The sequence below is a fragment of the Mycobacterium sp. NGS63 genome (assembly GCF_059812295.1).
Map to the genome: position 1 here is coordinate 46,417 of NZ_JCALCJ010000012.1, position 20,676 is coordinate 67,092.

The window sequence follows — 20,676 nt, forward strand, 5'->3', positions numbered from 1 at the left end:
GGGCGGTTTCGCCCGGCTACGTCGCAGCCGAAAACGCGCAAGCCCGGGCTGCCGAATCGGCAGCCCGGGCTTGCGTCGTGGCGAAACTACTTGATGATCTTGACGACCCGGCCCGCGCCGACGGTGCGGCCACCCTCGCGGATCGCGAACCGCAGGCCGTCGTCCATGGCGACGGGCTGGATCAGCTTCACCGAGATGTTGGTGTTGTCACCGGGCATCACCATCTCCGTGCCCTCCGGCAGCGTCACCACGCCGGTCACGTCGGTGGTGCGGAAGTAGAACTGGGGACGGTAGTTGTTGAAGAACGGCGTGTGCCGACCACCCTCGTCCTTGGACAGGATGTAGACCTGGCCCTCGAACTCGGTGTGCGGGGTGGTGGTGCCGGGCTTGGTCACCACCTGGCCGCGCTCGACGTCCTCACGCTTGATACCGCGCAGCAGCAGCCCGACGTTGTCGCCGGCCTGGCCCTGGTCGAGCAGCTTGCGGAACATCTCCACGCCGGTGACCGTGGTCTTGGTGGTCTCCGGACGGATGCCGACGATCTCGACTTCCTCGTTGACGTTGATGACGCCGCGCTCCACACGACCGGTGACCACGGTGCCGCGGCCGGTGATGGTGAAGACGTCCTCGACGGGCATCAGGAACGGCTTGTCGGTCTCGCGGACCGGGTCCGGGATCGACTCGTCGACGGCGTTCATCAGCTCCTCGACGGACTCGACCCACTTGGCGTCGCCCTCGAGCGCCTTGAGCGCCGAGACCCGGATCACCGGGGCGTCCTCGTCGAACTCCTGGGCGGCCAGCAGCTCGCGGACCTCCATCTCGACGAGCTCGAGCAGCTCCTCGTCGTCGACGGCGTCGGCCTTGTTCAGCGCGACCAGGATGTAGGGGACACCGACCTGGCGGGCCAGCAGCACGTGCTCGCGGGTCTGCGGCATCGGGCCGTCGGTGGCGGCGACGACGAGGATCGCGCCGTCCATCTGGGCCGCGCCGGTGATCATGTTCTTGATGTAGTCCGCGTGGCCCGGCGCGTCGACGTGGGCGTAGTGCCGCTTGTCGGTCTGGTACTCGACGTGCGCGATGTTGATGGTGATACCGCGCTGACGCTCCTCGGGAGCGTTGTCGATCTGGTCGAACGCCTTCGACTCGTTCAGGTCCGGAAACTTGTCATGCAGGACCTTGGTGATAGCCGCGGTCAGTGTGGTCTTGCCGTGGTCAACGTGACCGATGGTCCCGATGTTGACGTGGGGCTTGGTCCGCTGGAACTTCGCCTTCGCCACTGTTGTGTCCTCCGACTTGTTGGTGCTTTGTTAAGCAGTGTTGTGTTTTCCAGTTGTGCCGCGGTTCTGACCCGGCAAGGTTACTCCGACCGAATGGTCACTGGCCCGTCGCCTTAGCGATGATCTCCTTCGACACGTTCGCCGGGACTTCGGCGTACGAGTCGAACACCATGGAGTAGTTCGCCCGGCCTTGCGTCTTGGACCGCAGGTCGCCAACGTAGCCGAACATCTCCGACAGCGGCACGTGCGCCTTGACGACGCGCGCACCCGCCCGCTCCTCCATAGCCTGGATCTGGCCACGGCGGGAGTTCAGGTCGCCGATCACATCGCCCATGTAGTCCTCGGGCGTGGTCACCTCGACGGCCATGATCGGTTCCAGGATCACCGGCTGTGCCTGTGCCGCAGCCTTTTTCAGTACCTGCGAGCCGGCGATCTTGAAGGCCATCTCCGACGAGTCCACCTCGTGGTACGCGCCGTCGAGCAGCGTGACCTTCAGGTTGACCAGCGGGTAGCCGGCCAGCACGCCGTACTGCATGGCGTCCTGGGCGCCGGCATCCACCGACGGGATGTACTCGCGGGGCACGCGGCCACCGGTGACCTTGCTCTCGAACTCGTAGGTCGCGCCGTCCTCACTGGTGAACGGCTCGAGCTTGATGAGCACCTTGGCGAACTGGCCGGAGCCACCCGTCTGCTTCTTGTGGGTGTACTCGACGCTGTCCACCACCCGGCGGATGGTCTCCTTGTAGGCCACCTGCGGCTTGCCGACGTTGGCCTCGACCTTGAACTCGCGGCGCATGCGGTCCACCAGGATGTCCAGGTGCAGCTCGCCCATGCCGCCGATAACGGTCTGGCCGGTCTCCTGGTCGAGGTGGACCTTGAACGTCGGGTCCTCCTCGGCCAGCTTCTGGATCGACAGGCTCAGCTTCTCCTGGTCGCTCTTGGTCTTGGGCTCGATGGCCACCTCGATCACGGGGTCGGGGAAGGTCATCGACTCCAGCACGATCTGCTGGTTCGGGTCGGAGAGGGTGTCACCGGTGGTGGTGTCCTTGAGCCCGATCACCGCGTAGATGTGGCCCGCGCTGGCCCGCTCGACCGGGTTCTCTTTGTTGGAGTGCATCTGGAACAGCTTGCCCAGCCGCTCCTTCTTGCCCTTGGTGGCGTTGATGACCTGGCTGCCCGACTCGACGGTGCCCGAGTAGACGCGGATGTAGGTCAGCTTGCCGAAGAACGGGTGCGTGGCGATCTTGAACGCCAGCGCCGAGAACGGCTCGTCGGTGGTCGCGTTGCGGACCACCTCCTCGTCCTCCTTGCCGGGCGGATGTCCGACGGCCGGCGGCACGTCCAGCGGCGAGGGCAGGTAGTCCACCACCGCGTCGAGCATGGGCTGCACGCCCTTGTTCTTGAACGCGCTGCCGCACAGCACCGGGTAGATCTCCGAGGCGATCGTCAGCTTGCGGATCGCGCCCTTGACCTCGTCGACGGTGAGTTCCTCGCCGCCCAGGTACTTCTCCAGCAGTTCCTCGTCGGTCTCCGCGACGATCTCCAGCAGGGCGGTGCGGTATTCCTCGGCCTTGTCGGCCAGGTCGGCGGGAATCTCGATGGTGTCGTAGGTCTCGCCCAGCTTGGTCTCGCCGCGCCACACCTTGGCGTTCATCTCGACCAGGTCGATGACGCCCTCGAAGTCGGACTCCGACCCGATGGGCAGCTGGATCGGCACGGCCTTGGCCCCGAGGCGCTCCTCCATGGTGCGCACCGAGAAGTAGAAGTCGGCGCCGATCTTGTCCATCTTGTTGACGAAGCAGATGCGCGGCACGTCGTACTTGTCGGCCTGGCGCCAGACCTGCTCGGACTGCGGCTCGACACCCTCCTTGCCGTCGAAGACCGCGACGGCCCCGTCGAGCACGCGCAGGTTGCGCTCCACCTCGACGGTGAAATCCACGTGGCCGGGGGTATCGATGATGTTGAGCTGGTTGTCTTTCCAGAACGTCGTCGTGGCCGCGGAGGTGATGGTGATCCCGCGTTCCTGCTCCTGCTCCATCCAGTCCATGGTGGCGGCGCCGTCGTGGACCTCACCGATCTTGTAGTTGATCCCGGTGTAGTAGAGGATCCGCTCGGTAGTCGTGGTTTTACCGGCATCGATGTGCGCCATGATGCCGAAGTTTCGGACCTTGCTCAGGTCGGTCAGCACGTCCTTCTGTGCCACAGAAGTCTTCCCACTCTTTCGGTTGCTTGTTAGCGGTCTTGCGGCCCCCGGCGACGCTGCCAGATGTCGCCGAAACGGCTCCTGCCAGCGCTCCTACCAGCGATAGTGCGCGAAGGCGCGGTTCGCCTCGGCCATCTTGTGGGTGTCCTCACGCCGCTTGACGGAGGCCCCGAGGCCGTTGCTGGCATCCAGGATCTCGTTTGCCAGCCGCTCGATCATGGTCTTCTCCCGGCGCTGCCGCGAGAAGCTGACCAGCCAGCGCAGCGCCAGCGTGGTGGACCGATCCGGCCGCACCTCCACGGGCACCTGGTAGGTGGCACCACCGACGCGGCGGCTGCGCACCTCCAGCGCGGGCTTGACGTTGTCGAGAGCGCGCTTGAGCGTGATGACGGGGTCGGTACCGGTCTTTTCGCGGGCTGTTTCGAGCGCCCCATAAACAATGCGCTCGGCGAGCGATTTCTTCCCCTTGAGCAGAACTTTGTTCACCAGTTGGGTGACCAGCTGCGACCCGTAGACCGGGTCGTTGACCAGCGGACGCTTGGGTGCGGGCCCCTTGCGCGGCATCAGCTCTTCTCCTTCTTGGCGCCGTAACGGCTGCGGGCCTGCTTGCGGTTCTTGACACCCTGGGTGTCGAGCGAACCGCGGATGATCTTGTACCGGACGCCCGGCAGGTCCTTGACGCGGCCGCCGCGCACCAGCACCATCGAGTGCTCCTGCAGGTTGTGGCCCTCACCGGGGATGTAGGCGGTGACCTCGACCTGGCTCGTCAGCTTCACGCGAGCGACCTTGCGAAGCGCCGAGTTCGGCTTCTTCGGGGTGGTGGTGTACACGCGGGTGCACACGCCACGGCGCTGCGGGCTGCCCTTGAGAGCCGCGGTCTTGACCTTCGCGATCTTGTCCCGACGGCCCTTGCGGACCAGCTGCTGGATGGTTGGCATCTACCGGCTTTCTGTTGTTCGTGTTCTGGCTTAGCTGTCAAGTCTCTGTACTGCAGTTTTTGCCCCCGCCGCGGGACAAGCTTCGTACCCCGCGGCCGGGTGTGTCGCAAGCGCTCAGCACGGAAATCGATCCGGTGCGTCGTGGACATGCGAATTAGCCCGGCATCCGCTCACTTACGTCAGGCGCCGTAAGCCGCCAGGCACGAGCTACCACAATACCCGCCGGCGGTCTCGCAGGTCAAAGCGGCGGCGGGACCGCCGTCATCGGACTCTAGCTCGGTGCGGCGCGCTCGTGTGCGGCGCGCCTGTCCAGCCCCTCCAAACCGCGGGCCAGGCGCAACACCATGTCGGAGAACAGCGCGTCGGTGTCGATGTCGTCCATCACGCCCGTCATCTCCAGCAGCACGAAGCCGTGCAGCGCGGACCAGAACTCCAGGGCGGCGTGGAAGGCCTCGTCACCGTCGAGGCCGTAGGAGGACAGCACGGCGATCACCGGCGCGGCCGCGCCCCTGGTGGCCGCGGCGTACTCGGGGTCGTCGCCGCCCAGCGGCATCCGGGTGAACGCCGAGTACCGGCCGGGGTGGTGGTGGGCGTAGCTGCGGTAGGCGCCGGCCATCACCAGCACCGCGTCGTCGCGGGCGCGACCCTCCCCGACCCTGTTGAGCATCGTGATGATGTCGTCGATGACGCGGATGCGCACCGCGCGGCGGAGGTCCTCCAGGCTGTCCACGTGGTTGTACAGCGAGGGCCCCTTGGTGCCCAGCTGGGTGGCCAGCGCGTTGATGGTCAGCGAGTCCCAGCCCTCCCGGTCCAGGAAGGTCAGGGCGCCGTCGACGATGCCGTCGCGGCTCAGCTTGGCCGGGCGGGAGGCCGACCTTCCGGAGCGCTGGCGCCCAGCAGCCGACGGCGATTCCATAGCTGCCATGGCGATCGCCCTTCGCTTGAGACCGGGTCGGTTAACTAATGACTCTAGTTGACACTCGCCGTCAATCCACCGCGCCATGGCGGGGCGTCGGGCGCCAAGCGAAATGCAAAATACCCCTGCCCACCGGTGGGCATCTGCACGTAATCTCATTCCAGGCTCGTTCGAGCAGATCGACCCGTCTGTCGATCCGTCCCACAGGGGAGGCCGCAGTGAACTGGACAGCCGTCGCGGGTCCACTCGTCGCCTGCGTCGTCGTCGCGGTCGTCCCGTCGCCGCCCGCGCACGCCAAGAACGGCGACACCCACGTCATCGGCGAGGGCGTCGAGCAGACGCTGGACTGCAACGACGCCACGCTGTACGTCAACGGGACGCGCAACGTCGTCAACGCCAAGGGCAACTGCTGGGCGGTGACGGTCATGGGGTCGGGCAACACCGTCGTCGCGGACTCGGTCACCCACGACATCACCGTGTACGGCTACGACGAGACCGTGTTCTTCCACGGCGGCTCGCCGTTCCTGTGGGACCGTGGGCGCGAACTGGGCATGACCAACCGGCTCCAGCAGGTGCCGGGCTGAGTGAATCGAGGACCAATGGGTGAGAACACCGCCGATCGCGCGTCCAGGCTGGCCGCGCTCGCCCTCGCGCCGGCCGCCGCCGCGCTAGTGCTGGCGGGCTGCAGTTCGACGGCCAACCCGCCCGGTGGTTCCACCACGACGACGAAGAGCAGCGCGACCACGACGACGAGTGGCGCGGCGGCGCCGACGAGCTCGAGCGGGGCGAGCACCACCGCGTCGGTGGAGATCGGCAACTCGGTGAACTACGGGTCGATGGGCACCACGACCACGCTCGACTGCGCCAGTGGCAAGTCGCTGAACGTGGCCGGTTCGGACAACACGCTGACCGTCACGGGCACCTGCTCCTCGGTGAGCATCGGCGGCACCAACAACAAGATCACCATCGACAAGGTCGACACCCGCATCACCGTGCTGGGGCTCAACAACACCATCACTTACAAAGACGGTGAGCCCAAGGTCGACAACCTCGGCTCGGGCAACACCATCAACAAGGGCTGACGTTCGGTCTAGTGCGCCGGCGCGCCGTGCCGCCCGGCGCCCGCGGCGAACCGTCCCGCCCCCTCGGCGGCCTCCGCGGCGACGCGGGAAATGCTGGCGAACTCGAAATCGATCGCGTCGAATTCCGTTGCGCCCCACTGGTTTAGCGCCGAGAGCCGATCCGAGCGCAGGCACTGCTGCGGCAGCGCCGCGAGCTTCGCCGCCAGTTCCTCGGCCGCCTGCCTGGCCTGACCCTTGGGCACGACGCGGTTGGCCAGCCCGATCGCCAGCGCCTCGTCGGCCTTGACCGCGCGGCCGGTCAGGATCATGTCCATGGCGCGGCTCTGCCCGATCAGCCGGGGCAGCCGCACGGTGCCGCCGTCGATGAGCGGCACCCCCCAGCGCCGGCAGAACACCCCGAAGACGGCGTCCTCCTCGGCCACCCGCAGGTCGCACCAGATGGCCAGCTCCAGTCCGCCGGCGACGGCGTGGCCGCTGACCGCGGCGATGACCGGTTTGGACAGCACCATCCGCGTCGGCCCCATCGGGCCGGGGCCAGTGCGGTGCACGGCATTGGCGTCCGGTGTCCCGAAGGCCTTCAAATCGGCTCCGGCACAGAACGTTCCATTGTCCCCCCACAGCACCGCCACCGAGGCGGAGTTGTCGCGGTCGAATTCCTCGAACGCCGCGTACAGGGCGGCGGCCGTCGGGCCGTTGACGGCGTTGCGCGCCCCCGGCCGGTTGAGGATCACCGTGGTCACCGGGCCGTTGCGCTCGATGCGCACCGCATCACTCATCTCGCCTCCAACAGGGTTGTGTCACGTCGCCGCGCCAGCTGAGCGGCGAAGTCGTGGTAAGCGTCGCGCAGCCGGTCGCCGGGCCAATCGGCGGGCAGCAGCTCGGGGGGCAACATCGGGTCGGTGAGCAGGTGGCGCACGATTGCCGCGGCCGCGACGAACCGGCCGGGAACGCCTGTGGCCGTGCTCATCTCGCCGAGCAGGCGGTGGCCGGTCCGCGCCCATGCGGGCAAATCCCACAGCTCGCCGGCCAGCTGGGCGGGCGCGTCGTCGCGCGCCGTCAGCGTCCGCACCCGGGCGGCGGCATCGGCGCCCAGGTCGGGGTCGAGGTTGTCGGGCCGCATCCAGACACCTTCGCGCAGTTCGCCAAAGCGCTTGTCATGCATGGTGTTTCGCAGCGCGGCGCGGGTGCGGGCGTTACCGCCCACGCTGGTCACGATCGCCACGAGCCAGTCCCCCCGCCACGGCCGGGTCGGCGGACGCATGGCGTCGTCCTGCCGGCGCTGGCGGGCCAACAGTCGATCCGAGAGCCGGTAGCCGTCGGCCGACCGGATCAGGTCGCCCGCGCCGACCATGCGGGTCAACGCCACCCGCAGCGTCGTCTCCTTGATGCCGAAATCGGCCGTGAGCGCGATCAATTCGCCGGCGCTGGCGCACGCCGGGTGGGCGCCGAGCAGCACGCTGAGCACCACCGAGCGGGCCGTCATGTCCGGCATGGGCTATACCCCGGACGCTTTGCGGCCGTGGTCGCCGAACGGCTCGTCGCGATGCCGGACCGCATCGCGGAAGCCGTGCTGCACCGCGTCGGCCACGAAGGCGTGGCCCTCGGGGGTGTGCCGCGCGACGCCGTCGAACACGGTGCTGACCATCCTGCTGGTGGCCACACCCTGTTGCAGCAGAGCCGAATTGAGCGCGAGCTTGACCATGACCAGCTGATTGATGGGCAGCGCGGCGATGCGCGCCACCAGCCGCTCGGTCCGTTCGTCGAGGTCCTTCGGGTCGGGCGCCTCGACCGCCAGCCCCCACTCGGCGGCCTGCGCGCCGGTGATGCAATCGCCGGTGAGCAGCAGGCGTTTGGCGCGCTGATCGCCGAGCCGGTGGGCCCACAGGCCCGCCGCCGGGACGCCCCACACCCGCGTCGGCGGGTAGCCGATCTTGGCGTCGGCGGCGGCGATCACCTGGTCGGCGTGCAGCGCGATGTCGGTGCCCCCGGCCACGCAGTAGCCGTGGATCTTGACCACCGTGGGCTTGTCGGCGTGCATCAGGCTGGAGAACCCGCGCACGAAGCGGCTCATCATCTGGTAGTCGATCACCGGGTCCCACGGCTGGTTCGGCAGGTGGTTGACCGCCTGGGTCTTACCGTCGAGCACCGTGCCTTCGTAGGCGCCGGTCCCGCCGGCCGAGCCGGTGCGGTCGGCGTAGGCGGACAGGTCGAAGCCCGCGCAGAAGCCCTCGCCGCGCCCCGACACCAGGATGACGTGCACGTTGGGGTCGAGGTCGGCGCGCTCCACCAGCGCCGAGAGCTCCAGCGGGGTGTCGGCGACGATCGCGTTGCCCTTCTCCGGCCGGTTGAACGTGATGCGGGCAACCCGGTCGCTGACCTCGTAGGTCATCGTTTTCAGGTTGTCGAAGTCGACGGGCCTGATCGCGTGAGTCATTGCGGCTCAGCCCTTTACCAGGCAGCGCTCCAGGATGGGGGCCAAATCGAGCCCGTCCGGCATGGTGCCGAACGCACCGCCCCACCGGCCGTCGAGGCGGGTGGCCAGGAAAGCCTCGGCGACGGCGGGATGCCCGTGGCGCACCAGCAGCGAGCCCTGCAGCGCCAGGCAGATGTCCTCGGCGACCTTGCGGGCGCGGTAGGCGATGCCGTCCAGGTCGGACAGGTCGCCGCGCAGCCGCTCGACGTGGCCGCCCAAGCGGGCGTCCTGGCCGGCGCTCTCGGCCAGCTCCGCGAACAGCACCTCGACGCACTGGGGGCGAGTCGCCATGGCGCGCAACGTATCCAGGGCGCTGACGTTGCCCGAGCCCTCCCAGATGCCCATCAGCGGTGCCTCGCGGAACAGCCGCGGCATCCCGGAGTCCTCGACATAGCCGTTGCCGCCCAGGCATTCCAGCGCCTCGGCGGCGTGCGGGGTGGCGCGCTTGCACACCCAGTACTTGCTGGCGGCCAGGCCGATCCGGCGCAGCAGCGCCTCGGTCTCGTCTCCGCGCACCGCCTTGTCGGTGGCGCCGGCCATCCGCATCGCGACGATGGTGGCGGCCTCGGCCTCCACCGCCAGATCGGCCAGCACGTTGCGCATCAGCGGCTGGTCGATCAGGTAGGCGCCGAACGCCTTTCGGTGCTGGGCGTGGTGGACGGCGCGGGTCAGGCCGGTGCGCATGCTGGTAGCGCTGCCCAGCGTGCAGTCCAGCCGGGTGAGGTTGACCATCTCAATGATCGTCGGGACGCCGCGGCCCTCCTCGCCGACCAGCCACGCGACGGCGCCGTCGTATTCGACCTCGCTGGAGGCGTTGGCGTGGTTGCCGAGCTTGTCCTTGAGGCGCTGCAAGAACATCCGGTTGCGGGTGCCGTCCGGCAGCACCCGCGGCAGCAGGAAGCACGACAGCCCGCCGGGTGCCTGAGCCAGCACCAGGAAGATGTCGCACATCGGCGCCGAGGTGAACCACTTGTGGCCGGTCAGGCTGTAGGTGCCGTCGCCGTTCGGGGTGGCCTGGGTGGTGCCGGCGCGGACGTCGGACCCACCCTGCTTTTCGGTCATCGACATGCCCGCGGTGATGCCCGATTTCGTGGTGGCCGGCTTGAGCTCGGGGTCGTACTCGCGGCTGGTCAGCAACGGCTCGTACACCGCGGCCAGGTCGGGGTTGTGGCGCAGCGCGGGGACGACGGCATACGTCATCGACACCGGGCAGGTGTGTCCCGGCTCGACGTTCCAGACCGACATCTTGGCGGCCCGCACCACGTGTGCGCCGGGGCGCCCGTCGGCCCACGGCGCGGCGTGGATGCCGTGGCCGATCGCCGCGCGCATCAGCTCGTGGTAGGCGGGGTCGTATTCCACCTCGTCGACCCGGTGGCCGTATTGGTCGTGGGTGTGCAGCACCGGCCGGTTGCGGTCGGCGAGCTCGCCCCACCGCTGCGCCTCGCGGCTGCCCGCGAGCGCCCCGAACTCGTTCAGCTCGTCCAGGCCCCACTGCCCGCCCTCGCGGATCAGGGCCTCGACCAGCACGGCCGACGACGCGGGGTTGTGGTTCTCCAGGGGCGGGACCTGGTTGACGACGGCATGGGTGTCTGGCATGCCCCCAATGTTACATTTTTTCGACAGCCGCACAAGAGCTGTAATGGTCAGCGGGCGTGCACGGCGAAGAACCCCCACAGCTCCGACGACGCGAAGTCCGGCCAGTCGTGGCCGCCCTGGTCGATCGTGACGAGCACGACCCCGCGATTGTCCGCGCATCCCGCCGTCGACGTGGTGACCGGACCGTCGGTCGTGGCCGAGGGGGCGACGCACCGATCGACGTTGCGCCAGAACGCATTCACGTCGGGCACCGAAGGACCGTTGATGACGCTGTAGCCCGGCCCCCCGCCGTAGGGCACCAGCGTGTCGGCGGTGCCGTGGATGTGCATGACCGACATCGGGCGCGGGGTCGGGCACGCGTTGAGCTGGGTGCCCGCGACCGGGCCGATCGCCGCGAAGATGTCGGTGGTGCACGCCAGCGTGTAGGACATGATGCCGCCGTTGCTCATGCCGGTGGCGTAGACCCTGCCGGCGTCGATGCCGAGGTTCTTGGCGATGTCGGCGACGGCCGCGCGGATGAAGCCGACGTCGTCGACGCCGTCCCGTCCCGAGCGGCCGCAGCAGGTTTCCCCGTCGACGTTCCACGCATGGTCGAGACCGTCGGGATAGGCGACGACGAACCTGGCGGTGTCGGCCAATCCGTCCCAGTGGTAATCCCGTTCGGCTTCCCTGGCGCTGCCCGAGACGCCGTGCATCATGACGACCAGCGGGGCCGAGGCGGCCAATCCCGCGGGCTTGTACAGCCGGTAGCTGCGATCGAGACCGCCGACTTTGATGTGGTGGACGCTGGTGCCGTCCACGAAGGCCGACGGCAGGTTCGCGTCCGCCGGGAAGCAGGCCGCGGCCAACAAGGCGACGCCCAGCAGAGTGACCACCCGGCGCAGCATGGGATCAACGGTAAGCGCCGAGCGGGCCTCAGCCGCTTGTTTTCTCGCGCAGGAACGCGATGTCGTCCTTGCGGCCCTCGTCGGCGGTTTCACAGATGACCGGCGCGTCGGCGGCCTTGACCACGGCGGCCAGCAGCTCGGGGTCGATCTGGCCGGTGCCGAAGTTGGCGTGCCGGTCGGCGCCCGAGCCCGCGGCGTCGCGCGAGTCGTTGCAGTGCACCAAGTCGATGCGACCGGTCAGCGCCTTGATCCGGTCCACCGCGTCGATCAACTCCTCACCGGCGGCCCACGCGTGGCAGGTGTCCAGGCAGAACCCAATTCCCTTGTCGCCGATGTGGTCCCACAGCCGGCCGATGGTGTCGAAGTGGCGGGCCATCGCGTGGTCGCCGCCGGCGGTGTTCTCCAAATAGACCTGCACGTCGGTTTCGAGGTAGTCCAGCGCCTTGACCCACCGCTCGAAGCCGGCCTCCATGTCGTTGTCGTCGGCGTGGCCGCCGTGCACGATCACCGCCGTCGCGTTGATCGCCGCGGCCGCGTCGCAGGTGTCCTGCAGGATCTTGCGCGACGGGATGCGGATGCGGTTGTTGGCCGAGGCGACGTTGATCAGGTACGGCGCGTGGACGTACAGCGGGATGGTCGACGCCTTCAGCGCCTCGGCATCGTCGCGCGGCTTGGGCTTCTTCCAGCTCTGCGGGTTGCCGAGGAAGAACTGCACCACGTCGGCGCCGTCGGCCTGCGCGGCGGCCAGGGGATCGTCTTGGTGGACGTGCGAACCGATGAGCACGTCGGCCATTGTAGTGAGCGGCCGGGTGCCGGCGAACCATCCAGCAGGTTGTTGAGAACGCGCTCTTTCGCTACCGCATGCGACCTACTATCGCTGCCGTGCGCGGGGCGCGACAGCTTGATCACATGGGCCGCTGGAGGGTGGGGCATGTCGTTTGTCATCGCAGTGCCGGAAATGTTGGCGGACGGGGCGACAGATTTAGCAAAGCTGGTTTCGACGATCAGCGCTGCGCACGCCGCGGCCGCGGCGCCCACCACCGGATTGCTGGCCGCCGCCGGCGATGAGGTGTCGGCGGCGATAGCCGCATTGTTTTCCGAGCACGCGTCGGCGTATCAGGCGCTCAGCGCGCAGGCGTCGGCGTTTCACGCCCAGTTGGTGCAGGCCCTCAACGCGGGGGCCGGCGCCTATTCGGCCACCGAGGCCGCCAACGCGGCGCCCTTGCGGGCCGTGCAGCGCGACGTGCTGGAGATGATCAACGCCCCGACCGACACGATGCTCGGGCGTCCCCTGATCGGCGACGGCGCCAACGGAACGACCACCGCGCAAGGCGTCGGGATACCCGGCGGGCCCGGGGGGATCTTGTGGGGTAACGGCGGCGCCGGCGGCGCCAGCACTGCCAGCGGGGTGCCCGGCGGCGCCGGTGGCCCGGCCGGGTTGATCGGCACGGGTGGCACCGGGGGCATGGGCGGGCTGGGCGCGCCGGGCGGGGCCGGGGGCACCGGCGGGTTGCTGTGGGGCCACGGCGGCACTGGCGGTCTCGGCGGAATCAACGCGCCGGGTGGTCGCGGCGGCAACGCGCTGTTCTTCGGCCACGGCGGCACGGGCGGGCAGGGCGGCACCTTCACGGTCAACGATGCCGGCGTCACCGTTGCCGGCGGCAGCGGCGGCGTCGGGGGCGCCGGCGGCTTGCTGTGGGGCAACGGCGGGGCCGGCGGGATCGGCGGCCCCTTTGCAACCGGCGGCCCCGGCGGCGATGCGCAATGGTTAGGCAACGGCGGCGCCGGCGGAATGGGCGGGGCATTCGCCAACGGCGGCGTCGGCGGCGCCGGCGGGCACCTGATCGGCGGCGGCGGCCCGGGCGGGACCGGAGGGGTCGTGTCCGGTGTCGGCGGTCCCGGTGGCCCCGCCGGCGCACTGTGGGGCCACGCCGGGGCCGACGGCGCCGCGGGCGGACCCGCCACCGTCACACTGACGATGCAGGGAACCCGCCCGACGCTCCAGGTCTCCGTCAACGGCGCACCGTTTGCCCGAGCGACCGTGGACACCGGATCCAGCGCTCTGCTGTTCGCCCCGAAAGACGTCAATCTGCAGGCTCTCGGCGCTCCCACGGCGAGGGGACTTACCTATCAATTCGGCTCGGCCGGCGACCAAACGTTCGTCACCTACGACCAATACACAGCATCGCTGAATTTCGGAAACGGAATGATGACCAAGCCGATGTCCATCGGCGTCATCGACTCCGAAGTGCATAACGGAAAGCTGGTTGCACCGGAAACCCTCATCGGCACCGGCGGGGGCCTTACGGCATCTTCGGCTTGGCCCAGCACTGCCGTGCAGCAATTGCCGGGCAGCCTTGCTCAGGGTGTACTGGTCAACCAACCTCAAGGATATTTCCAGTTCGGTCCCAATCCGCTGGCGCCCTTCGCCCAGACCCTGGGGGCGCCGTTCACCAACCAGCTACAGGTATCGGTGAGTTACGGCGGCCTCACCGCGGATTCCCAGCCCGGTGCCTCGGTTATCGATACGGGTGGCGGCAACGGAGCCGTCCCGAGCAACGTGCTGCCACCGCCCCTCAACCAGTACCCGCCCGGCGGTGTCCTGCCCGCGGGCACGAAGATTGTCGTCGCGGCCCCCAACCTCGGCGGCACCGGCTACGTGCCGCTGTACACACTGACAGCCATCGGTGGAACAACCGGCACGTACGCCACGGCACCTGACACCGCCGGCGGCATATTCAATACCGGAAATTATGTCTTCACGCAGATGCCGATCTACATGTCCTACAGCCCCTCGTCTGTCGGGACCACATTTTTCGATCAGTTAGCGCCGTAAGGGCGACGGGCCCGACCGCTAACCGAGGCCGGCGTCGACGAGCAGCTGCGGTAGTCCGTGTTGGGCGCACAGGTCGCTGACGGCCGCGACGTGGTCGTGCGCCTCGTTCGCCCTCCCGGCAGTGGTCAGGGTCTCGGCGACCAGCAGGCGGACCTGAAGGGCCGCCAACGGCCGGGCGGTCGGCTTGATCCCGGCGAGCAGCGCGCCGGCACGCCGACACGCCTGGTCGCGATCGTCGCTGGCGTGGCTTCGCGAAAGCAGGCGGATGCCGGAGGCCTCATCCAGCTCGGCGGTGATGGTGGCGACGCCGTCGTAGCCATGAAAGACCCGATGCACGGCGCGCAGCCGAGCGGCCTCCGGCGGGGTAATCGGCAGCTGCAGCCTGACTCGTTCATGGTTGACGGCGGCCGCCAGCCGCGGCAACCCCAACTTTTCGGCCACCGCCATGCCGGCGTCAAGGCGATCGGCCGCCGCATCGCGATGTCCTTGGGCGGCTTTGATTCTGGCGCTGGCGACGTATTGCGCCATCAGGTAGTCGACTGCCCCCGCTTCAGGTCCCAGCCGATAGCTCTCCTCGAGGAGGTCGGCAGCCTCGGCGAATTCGCCTCTCTCGTAAAGCAGTTCGCCGAGCAGTGCGCCAGCGTGTCGCGCCGCTTGCGAGTCGGGCCCCACCGCGGTGCCGATTTCGAGCGCCTGCCGGAAGCTGCGCAGCGCGCGCGGGATGTCGAGCTGGTGTCGGGCGGCGATGCCCGCCCAGCAGCTGTGGTATCCGGCGGCGGCCCCCTCGTCGTAGGGCGCCCCCCATTCCAGGGCCCGATGGGCGGCCTCGAAGTCGAAGCGGTAGATCCCCGCGAAGGCCGCGACGGTCGCCGCCGCCTGGGGCAGCACGGGGCGCAAGGTTTTTGGCCTCGATATCACCCGGGCCACCAGGCGGGCGAGGCCGTCGACGCGGTCGGCGTTCATTTGGGCCACCCCGCGCAAGACGTCGGCCTCCAGGATCAGGTCGGCCCGCGTCGCATCGGGCAGGTTTGCCTTGGATACGGCATGGGCGACGCGGTCGAGTGCGGCCTCGGTGGCTGCGGGGCGTTGCAGCAGAATGTTGGCGACCGCCGCGCGGAGGTGTACCCGTGGACGCGTCTCCACCAGTTCTGGGGGCAGCTTCTCGATGATGCCGAGTAGGGCCGTCATGCGCGATTGGTTGACCGATCCGATCGTCCTGTCCCGCTCGACGAGGTCGACCGCCCGGGCGGTCTCCCCCGCGGCGAGCGCGTGATCGACGGCATGGCCGAGAGATCCGTGATCGGCGAACCAGTCCGACGCGGTGCGGTGCAGGTGTTTGAGGCGATCGGGGCTGGCGCGCTCGAGTCGGCGCCGCAGAAATCCGGCGAACATCGGGTGGTAGCGAAACCACTGGGGGTCGTCGTCGATCCGCCGCAAGAACAGACCACGTCGCTCGACGTCCTCGAGTGCGGCCTGCCCGCCGTCGACGCCGGCCAAGACCGACGCCAGCTCCCCGCAGGTCCGTTCCGTAATCGCGGTAGCGCAAAGGAATTCGAGCAATTCGGGCTCTATCGTGTTGAGGACGCTGTCGGCGAGGCGTTCACCGACCACCTCGCTGCCCCCGGACAGTCGACGCAACAGGCCGGCGACGTCGTCCTCACCACGCAGTGAGAGGGCCGCCAGCTGCAGGGCGGCGACCCAGCCGTCCGTCGCGGCGGTCAGGGCAGCCGCGTCGCTATCCGACAACTGCACCCCGGCAAGGCCCTCCATCAGCGATTTCGCCTCGTCGGTATCGAAACACAGCTCCTCGCAATCGATTTCGACCAATTGGTCACGAAGGCTCAACTCGCCCAACGACATCCGCGGGCGCGACCAGCCGGTCACGATAATTTGCAGGTGGACAGAGCCCTCTTCGATCAGGAAACGCAGCGCCTGGGCCGTCTGGCTATGCGACACCCGCTGCCAATCGTCGATCACCAACGTGACCGGGGTACCGTTCTCATCGATCGCACCGACGAGCGACGTCAACACGTCGCGTGCGGCCCGCTCGCCACGCTCGTCGAGAATTTGCCGCAACGAGCCGGCTACTGCGGGATGGACCCGTCGGATCGCCTCGAGCACATGCACGAGAAACGACACCGGGTTGTTGTCGTCGTCATCGACGGTCAGCCAGGCCACCGCCACACCGGAACTCGTCAGTTCGGCTCGCCATTGCTCCACCACTGTGGTCTTGCCAAACCCCGAGGGCGCATATATCAGGATCAGCCGTCGACGCCCGGCTGCACGCAGGACGGCCATCAACTTGTGGCGAGTGACCAACGGCCGCACCTGTGAATGCAAGTCGCCCATCGATTCTCACCGTCCTCGACGACCGGGATACGCCTCATTGACGTTGCCACGATACCGAGATCGCGGACCAGCAGACGCAAAAGCCCCCGACGCCGTGCGTGCGGGGGCTTTTGCGTCTGCTGGCGGCCGAAGCTACCGGTAGTCGCTGTAACCGTAGTCGTCCAGCGGCACCGCCGCGCCCGTGGCCTGGCCGAAGTCCGGGCTGTAGTAGTGATCCTCGTACGACGGGATCGTGTACGCCGCGGCGCGGGCCTCCTCGGTCGGCTGCACCTGAATGTTGCGGTAACGGCTGATGCCGGTACCGGCCGGGATCAGCTTTCCGATGATCACGTTCTCCTTCAGACCGTTGAGCTTGTCGCTGCGGCAGTTGATCGCCGCATCGGTCAGCACTCGCGTGGTCTCCTGGAACGACGCCGCGGAGAGCCACGAGTCGGTGGCCAGCGACGCCTTCGTGATACCCATCAGCACCGGACGGCCGGCGGCGGGCTCGCCGCCCTCGGCCACCACCCGGCGGTTCTCCGCCTCGAACTCCGCGCGGTCGATCAGCGAGCCGGGCAGGAACTCCGTCGAGCCCGAGTCGATGATGGTGACGCGGCGCAGCATCTGGCGAACGATCACCTCGATGTGCTTGTCGTGGATCGACACACCCTGGGCGCGGTAGACCTCCTGGACCTCGCGGACCAGGTGGATCTGCACCTCGCGGGGGCCCTGCACGCGCAGGACCTCGTGCGGGTCGGCCGAGCCCTCCATCAGCTGCTGGCCCACCTCGACGTGGTCGCCGTCGGACAGCACACCCTCGGAGCCGTCTTCGTGCTTGAACACGCGAAGCCGTTGGCGCTTGGAGAGCTTGTCGTACACGACCTCCTCGCCCCCGTCGTCGGGAACGATGGTGATCTTGTAGAAGCGCTCGCCGTCCTCGAGCCGGATCCGCCCGGTGACGTCGGCGATCGGCGCCTTGCCGCGCGGCACGCGGGCCTCGAACAGCTCCTGCACCCGGGGCAGACCGCCGGTGATGTCCTCACCGACACCACCCTGGTGGAAGGTCCGCATGGTCAGCTGCGTGCCCGGCTCACCGATGGACTGGGCCGCGACGATGCCGACGGCCTCGCCGATGTCGACCAGCTTGCCGGTGGCCATCGACCGTCCGTAGCAGGTCGCGCACACGCCCGTCCCGGTGGCGCAGGTCAGCACCGAGCGCACCTTGACCGACGTGATGCCGGCGGCCAGCAGGGCGTCGATCTCCGGGTCACCCAGGTCTTCCCCACGCGCGACGACGACGTTGCCCTTCTCGTCGACCGCGTCGGTGCCCAAAGTCCGTGCGTACGCCGAGGTTTCGATGTACGGGTCACGGATGAGCGTGCCGTCGGGCTGACGCTCGGCCAGCTCGACGACGATGCCGCGCTCGGTCTCGCAGTCGTGCTCGCGGACGATGACGTCCTGGCTCACGTCCACCAGACGACGGGTCAGGTACCCGGAGTCGGCGGTGCGCAACGCGGTGTCCGCCAAGCCCTTTCGCGCGCCGTGGGTGTTGATGAAGTACTCCAGCACGGTCAGGCCCTCACGGAAGGACGACTTGACCGGACGCGGGATGAACTCACCCTTCGGATTGGTCACCAGGCCCTTCATGCCGGCCAGCGTTCGGGTCTGGGTGAAGTTACCCGTGGCACCCGAATCGACGATCGTGATGATCGGGTTGTCGCTGGGGTAGTGCTCCCGCAGCGCCTGACCCACCTCGTCGGTGGCTTCCTTCCAGATCTCGACCAGCGCCTCGTTGCGCTCCTCGTGGTTCAAGGCGCCACGCTGGAACTGCTTTTCGACCTTGTCGGCCCGCTCCTCGTAGTGGTCGAGGATCTCCTTCTTGCGCGGCGGCACCAGCACGTCGGCCATCGAGACCGTGACACCGCTGCGGGTCGCCCAGTAGAAGCCGGCGTCCTTGAGCTTGTCGACGGTCTGCGCGACGACGATCATCGGGTAGCGCTCGGCCAGGTCGTTGATGATCGCGGCCTGCACCTTCTTGTGCATCTGCTTGTTCACGAACGGGTAGCCCACCGGCAGCAGCTCGTTGAACATCACCCGGCCCAGCGTGGTCTCGGCCATCCAGGCGTCACCCGGCTGCCAGCCGTTGACGCCGAACACCTCCGCCTCGATCTCGGCCGGCGGGCGCAGCTGCGTCAGCCGCACCTTGATCTTGGCCCGCACCGACAGCAGGCCGCGGTCGGAGGCCATGATCGCCTCGGCGGGCGACGAGTACACGCCGACCTCCGGGCTGTCCTTGGCGGCCGCGACGTATTCGCCCGTGTCGCCCTCGACCTCGGTGGTCAGGTAGTACAGCCCGGTCACCATGTCCAGCCGCGGCATGGCCAGCGGGCGGCCGGACGCCGGGGACAGGATGTTGTTCGAGGACAGCATCAGGATGCGCGCCTCGGCCTGAGCCTCGGCACTCAGCGGCAGGTGCACGGCCATCTGGTCGCCGTCGAAGTCGGCGTTGAAGGCCTCACACACCAACGGGTGCAGCTGAATCGCCTTGCCCTCCACCAGCATCGGCTCGAAGGCCTGGATGCCCAGCCGGTGCAGGGTGGGCGCGCGGTTCAGCAGCACCGGGTGCTCGGCGATGACCTCTTCGAGCACGTCCCACACCTGGGGACGCTGGCGCTCGACCATCCGCTTGGCGCTCTTGATGTTCTGCGCGTGGTTGAGGTCGACGAGCCGCTTCATCACGAACGGCTTGAACAGCTCCAGCGCCATCAGCTTGGGCAGACCGCACTGGTGCAGCTTGAGCTGCGGGCCGACCACGATGACCGAGCGGCCCGAGTAGTCGACGCGCTTGCCGAGCAGGTTCTGGCGGAACCGGCCCTGCTTACCTTTCAGCAAGTCGCTCAACGACTTCAGCGGGCGGTTGCCCGGCCCGGTGACCGGGCGGCCGCGACGGCCGTTGTCGAACAGCGCGTCGACGGACTCCTGCAGCATCCGCTTCTCGTTGTTGACGATGATCTCCGGCGCGCCGAGGTCGATCAGCCTCTTGAGCCGGTTGTTGCGGTTGATCACCCGGCGGTACAGGTCGTTGAGGTCGGACGTGGCGAAGCGGCCACCGTCGAGCTGGACCATCGGGCGCAGCTCCGGCGGGATGACCGGGACGGCGTCGAGCACCATGCCCATCGGCGAGTTGCCCGACTGCTGGAACGCGGCGACGACCTTCAGCCGCTTCAGCGCGCGAAGCTTCTTCTGCCCCTTGCCGCTTCGGATGACCTCGCGCAGCGAGTCGGCCTCGGCGTCGATGTCGAAGTTCTCGATCAGCTTCTGGATCGACTCCGCTCCCATGGCGCCGGTGAAGTACTCGCCGTAGCGGTCGACGAGCTCGCGGTAGAGGTTCTCGTCGACGATCAGCTGCTTGGGAGCCAGCTTGGTGAAAGTGCTCCAGATGTCCTCCAGGCGGTCCAGCTCACGCTGGGCCCGGTCGCGCAGCTGGCGCATCTCCCGCTCGCCGCCGTCGCGAACCTTGCGCCGCGCATCGGCTTTGGCGCCCTCGGCCTCCAGCTCGGCCAGGTCGGCCTCGAGCTTCTGGGCGCGGGCCTCCAGCTCGGCGTCGCGCTGGTCCTCGACGGCCTTGCGCTCGACCACCATCTCGGCCTCGAGCGTGGACAGCTCGTTGTGCCGCATCTCGTCGTCGACCGACGTGATCACGTAGGCCGCGAAGTAGATGATCTTCTCGAGGTCCTTGGGCGCCAGGTCCAGCAGGTAGCCCAGCCGCGACGGCACACCCTTGAAGTACCAGATGTGGGTGACCGGCGCAGCCAGCTCGATGTGGCCCATCCGCTCGCGGCGCACCTTGGCGCGAGTCACCTCGACGCCACAACGCTCGCAGATGATGCCCTTGAAGCGGACGCGCTTGTACTTGCCGCAGTAGCACTCCCAGTCGCGAGTCGGTCCGAAGATCTTCTCGCAGAACAGGCCGTCCTTCTCCGGCTTGAGCGTGCGGTAGTTGATCGTCTCCGGCTTCTTGACCTCGCCGTAAGACCATTGCCGGATGTCCTCCGCGGTGGCCAGGCCGATGCGGAGTTCATCGAAGAAGTTGACGTCGAGCACGTAACTCCCTTTCCCCTTGACGGGTTTAGTAACTAA

The 20,676-nt window shown here is 68.2% G+C and carries 16 protein-coding genes; 3 read left to right on the top strand and 13 right to left on the bottom strand.

Annotation, left to right across the window (positions count from 1 at the left end; all coding sequences use genetic code 11):
• Window positions 1-86 precede the first annotated feature (86 nt).
• The 5 genes from tuf to AC5Y4Z_RS24625 form a co-directional block, all read right to left on the bottom strand.
• Window positions 87-1,277, bottom strand: a complete 1,191-nt coding sequence (gene tuf, locus AC5Y4Z_RS24605; RefSeq protein ID WP_499967553.1) for an elongation factor Tu — start codon at window positions 1,275-1,277, stop codon at window positions 87-89.
• 97 nt (window positions 1,278-1,374) lie between these two features.
• A complete protein-coding gene (fusA, locus tag AC5Y4Z_RS24610) occupies window positions 1,375-3,480 on the bottom strand; it encodes an elongation factor G (RefSeq protein WP_499967555.1) in 2,106 nt (701 codons plus the stop codon).
• 93 nt (window positions 3,481-3,573) lie between these two features.
• Entirely contained in the window at window positions 3,574-4,044 is a 471-nt protein-coding gene (rpsG, locus tag AC5Y4Z_RS24615) for a 30S ribosomal protein S7 (RefSeq protein ID WP_499967556.1), read from the bottom strand.
• Window positions 4,044-4,418 (bottom strand): 30S ribosomal protein S12, encoded by a 375-nt coding sequence (gene rpsL, locus AC5Y4Z_RS24620; protein WP_007167812.1) that lies wholly within the window; start codon window positions 4,416-4,418, stop codon window positions 4,044-4,046. Before rpsL ends, rpsG begins: the two co-directional genes overlap by 1 nt.
• Window positions 4,419-4,689: 271 nt before the next feature.
• A complete protein-coding gene (locus AC5Y4Z_RS24625) occupies window positions 4,690-5,334 on the bottom strand; it encodes a TetR/AcrR family transcriptional regulator (protein WP_499967664.1) in 645 nt (214 codons plus the stop codon).
• 218 nt (window positions 5,335-5,552) lie between these two features.
• Between AC5Y4Z_RS24625 and AC5Y4Z_RS24630 the strand changes: the two genes are divergently transcribed.
• A complete protein-coding gene (locus AC5Y4Z_RS24630; RefSeq protein ID WP_499967558.1) occupies window positions 5,553-5,918 on the top strand; it encodes a DUF3060 domain-containing protein in 366 nt (121 codons plus the stop codon).
• A gap of 15 nt (window positions 5,919-5,933) precedes the next feature.
• Window positions 5,934-6,416: a DUF3060 domain-containing protein gene (locus tag AC5Y4Z_RS24635; protein ID WP_499967559.1), complete on the top strand. Its 483-nt coding sequence runs from the start codon at window positions 5,934-5,936 to the stop codon at window positions 6,414-6,416.
• 8 nt (window positions 6,417-6,424) lie between these two features.
• On the opposite strand, the gene AC5Y4Z_RS24640 is transcribed toward AC5Y4Z_RS24635, so the two are convergent.
• From AC5Y4Z_RS24640 to AC5Y4Z_RS24665, 6 genes are read right to left on the bottom strand one after another with little or no spacing between them, the layout of a single operon-like run.
• Complete coding sequence (locus tag AC5Y4Z_RS24640) at window positions 6,425-7,192, bottom strand: crotonase/enoyl-CoA hydratase family protein (RefSeq protein ID WP_499967560.1); 768 nt, start codon at window positions 7,190-7,192, stop codon at window positions 6,425-6,427.
• Entirely contained in the window at window positions 7,189-7,908 is a 720-nt protein-coding gene (locus AC5Y4Z_RS24645) for a PaaX family transcriptional regulator C-terminal domain-containing protein (protein WP_499967562.1), read from the bottom strand. The genes AC5Y4Z_RS24640 and AC5Y4Z_RS24645 overlap by 4 nt, the downstream gene beginning before the upstream one ends.
• A 3-nt stretch (window positions 7,909-7,911) precedes the next feature.
• Window positions 7,912-8,850: a crotonase/enoyl-CoA hydratase family protein gene (locus AC5Y4Z_RS24650; protein WP_499967564.1), complete on the bottom strand. Its 939-nt coding sequence runs from the start codon at window positions 8,848-8,850 to the stop codon at window positions 7,912-7,914.
• A gap of 6 nt (window positions 8,851-8,856) precedes the next feature.
• A complete protein-coding gene (locus AC5Y4Z_RS24655; protein WP_499967565.1) occupies window positions 8,857-10,485 on the bottom strand; it encodes an acyl-CoA dehydrogenase family protein in 1,629 nt (542 codons plus the stop codon).
• Window positions 10,486-10,532: 47 nt separating this feature from the next.
• Window positions 10,533-11,372, bottom strand: a complete 840-nt coding sequence (locus AC5Y4Z_RS24660; RefSeq protein WP_499967567.1) for an extracellular catalytic domain type 1 short-chain-length polyhydroxyalkanoate depolymerase — start codon at window positions 11,370-11,372, stop codon at window positions 10,533-10,535.
• A gap of 28 nt (window positions 11,373-11,400) precedes the next feature.
• Window positions 11,401-12,156: a deoxyribonuclease IV gene (locus AC5Y4Z_RS24665; protein ID WP_499967568.1), complete on the bottom strand. Its 756-nt coding sequence runs from the start codon at window positions 12,154-12,156 to the stop codon at window positions 11,401-11,403.
• A gap of 147 nt (window positions 12,157-12,303) precedes the next feature.
• Between AC5Y4Z_RS24665 and AC5Y4Z_RS24670 the strand changes: the two genes are divergently transcribed.
• Window positions 12,304-14,208 (top strand): PecA family PE domain-processing aspartic protease, encoded by a 1,905-nt coding sequence (locus AC5Y4Z_RS24670; protein ID WP_499967570.1) that lies wholly within the window; start codon window positions 12,304-12,306, stop codon window positions 14,206-14,208.
• Between the two features lie 18 nt (window positions 14,209-14,226).
• Here AC5Y4Z_RS24670 and AC5Y4Z_RS24675 read toward each other — a convergent pair whose 3' ends face one another.
• Together AC5Y4Z_RS24675 and AC5Y4Z_RS24680 are read right to left on the bottom strand one after the other, a co-directional pair.
• On the bottom strand, window positions 14,227-16,557 hold the full coding sequence (locus tag AC5Y4Z_RS24675) for a winged helix-turn-helix domain-containing protein (RefSeq protein WP_499967571.1): 2,331 nt from the start codon (window positions 16,555-16,557) through the stop codon (window positions 14,227-14,229).
• A gap of 132 nt (window positions 16,558-16,689) precedes the next feature.
• Window positions 16,690-20,640 carry a DNA-directed RNA polymerase subunit beta' gene (locus AC5Y4Z_RS24680; RefSeq protein WP_499967573.1) on the bottom strand — a complete coding sequence of 1,317 codons (3,951 nt, stop codon included), beginning with the start codon at window positions 20,638-20,640 and terminating at the stop codon, window positions 16,690-16,692.
• Window positions 20,641-20,676 lie beyond the last annotated feature (36 nt).

Excerpts from the sequence above, each read along its gene's own strand:
- AC5Y4Z_RS24635 (WP_499967559.1), top strand. The coding sequence starts at position 5,934 with ATGGGTGAGAACACCGCCGATCGCGCGTCCAGGCTGGCCGCGCTCGCC.
- AC5Y4Z_RS24625 (WP_499967664.1), bottom strand. The coding sequence starts at position 5,334 with ATGGAATCGCCGTCGGCTGCTGGGCGCCAGCGCTCCGGAAGGTCGGCC.
- AC5Y4Z_RS24675 (WP_499967571.1), bottom strand. The coding sequence starts at position 16,557 with ATGGGCGACTTGCATTCACAGGTGCGGCCGTTGGTCACTCGCCACAAG.
- AC5Y4Z_RS24640 (WP_499967560.1), bottom strand. The coding sequence starts at position 7,192 with ATGAGTGATGCGGTGCGCATCGAGCGCAACGGCCCGGTGACCACGGTG.
- rpsG (WP_499967556.1), bottom strand. The coding sequence starts at position 4,044 with ATGCCGCGCAAGGGGCCCGCACCCAAGCGTCCGCTGGTCAACGACCCG.
- AC5Y4Z_RS24670 (WP_499967570.1), top strand. The coding sequence starts at position 12,304 with ATGTCGTTTGTCATCGCAGTGCCGGAAATGTTGGCGGACGGGGCGACA.
- AC5Y4Z_RS24660 (WP_499967567.1), bottom strand. The coding sequence starts at position 11,372 with ATGCTGCGCCGGGTGGTCACTCTGCTGGGCGTCGCCTTGTTGGCCGCG.
- AC5Y4Z_RS24645 (WP_499967562.1), bottom strand. The coding sequence starts at position 7,908 with ATGCCGGACATGACGGCCCGCTCGGTGGTGCTCAGCGTGCTGCTCGGC.
- AC5Y4Z_RS24650 (WP_499967564.1), bottom strand. The coding sequence starts at position 8,850 with ATGACTCACGCGATCAGGCCCGTCGACTTCGACAACCTGAAAACGATG.
- rpsL (WP_007167812.1), bottom strand. The coding sequence starts at position 4,418 with ATGCCAACCATCCAGCAGCTGGTCCGCAAGGGCCGTCGGGACAAGATC.
- AC5Y4Z_RS24655 (WP_499967565.1), bottom strand. The coding sequence starts at position 10,485 with ATGCCAGACACCCATGCCGTCGTCAACCAGGTCCCGCCCCTGGAGAAC.